The sequence below is a fragment of the Arsenophonus endosymbiont of Bemisia tabaci Q2 genome, assembly GCF_902713415.1.
Taxonomy (GTDB): Bacteria; Pseudomonadota; Gammaproteobacteria; order Enterobacterales; family Enterobacteriaceae; genus Arsenophonus.
In genome coordinates this window covers 1-1184 of record NZ_CACTIE010000012.1, presented here as the reverse complement: position 1 = coordinate 1184, position 1184 = coordinate 1, and the positions used below count along the sequence as shown (strand labels likewise).

Annotated in this window: 2 pseudogenes; one reads left to right on the top strand and one right to left on the bottom strand. The window is 33.5% G+C overall.

The window, feature by feature from the left end:
* Nucleotides 1-116: 116 nt before the first annotated feature.
* A pseudogene (locus ARSQ2_RS01130) lies at nucleotides 117-394 on the top strand (DDE-type integrase/transposase/recombinase); the annotation flags it as partial.
* A gap of 56 nt (nucleotides 395-450) precedes the next feature.
* Here the strand turns inward: ARSQ2_RS01130 and ARSQ2_RS01125 are convergent.
* A pseudogene (locus tag ARSQ2_RS01125) lies at nucleotides 451-603 on the bottom strand (recombinase family protein); the annotation flags it as partial.
* Between the last annotated feature and the right edge of the window lie 581 nt (nucleotides 604-1184).

The following is a 1184-nucleotide window of genomic DNA, read 5'->3' as shown; positions in this document are numbered from 1 at the left end:
CTTCGCTGTTTCTCGGATACTCAACCCTTCTTCCTCCACCGTAAATATCACTTTACGTCTAAAATCAATTGAATAGCTCATATAAATAATGTCATCAAAATTAAGTCGCTTAGCTATACACTCGTACGCTCGTTCAGCTAAAACGTGAAGGTCAATATCCGTCTCACGTTGAGCATCGACAGATTAAGTACCGAAATAACATTTTCTCGAATGCGAGCATGGCAAATTGAAACGGATAATCAGCGCCACACTGGGGTTTAAATCGATGAAAACTGCTTATGCCACGATAAAAGGGATTGAAGTAATGGTGGCGCTGCGTAAAGGTCAGGCTAAGTCGTTTTACTTCAGCTATCCCTTAGGTGAGATGCACCCGGTGAACAGGATTTTTGAAATGTTCAGACTTTCACCAACAAATAAGGCTACCACGTCACGATATTTGCAACAGTGCCATAGATTGAGTCCGTCCCGATTAGTATGACTACCTAAGACTTTATCAGTAAAAATTCTATTTGCTCGTACACCGGCTTCTTTAAGCGCTTTAATTTGAATATCGAGCGATTGTTGACTGGTTGACACTCTGGCATATCCAAAAGCCGCATTCAATGTCTCCTTAATCTATTTAAAGACGATAAATGTCTTTTATTATTATAAAACGATTTAATAAACATTTAAGAATAAATATTTTTACCTGTCTAAAAATTTATAATATTTTAAACAAATAAATAATCTAAAAAAATAATATGGAAAACTTGAATTGTTTTTTGATTTTGCATTACGTTTTTATCATTTGCTTGTATAACTGCTTCAAATTCTAATCAGATACAGAGCATTGACTATTAAAAGAGCTTATATATAAAGACCTTTAGAGAAATTACTATAATGAATGGTAGCCTTATTAACATAAAAAAACCTTGATTCTTCATCTTTTATAACCCAAAAATCATTACCATGTTTCATGTATGAAAGCATCAAAATATTTAAGCGAATATCAATATCTTTATTAATCGAGAGTTTCATCCTTTTCCCTCCATGATATAGCTGGGCGACTTTAAAATGATTACAAGTAATTACTCTATATCAGTAAATTTATATTGCAGAAAAACATATATTTTGATTACACCATTTGAGTGCGAACAAAATATCTGTGTCGCATCTGAGCGCTCTTTTTTTGCATTTAGCTTGTG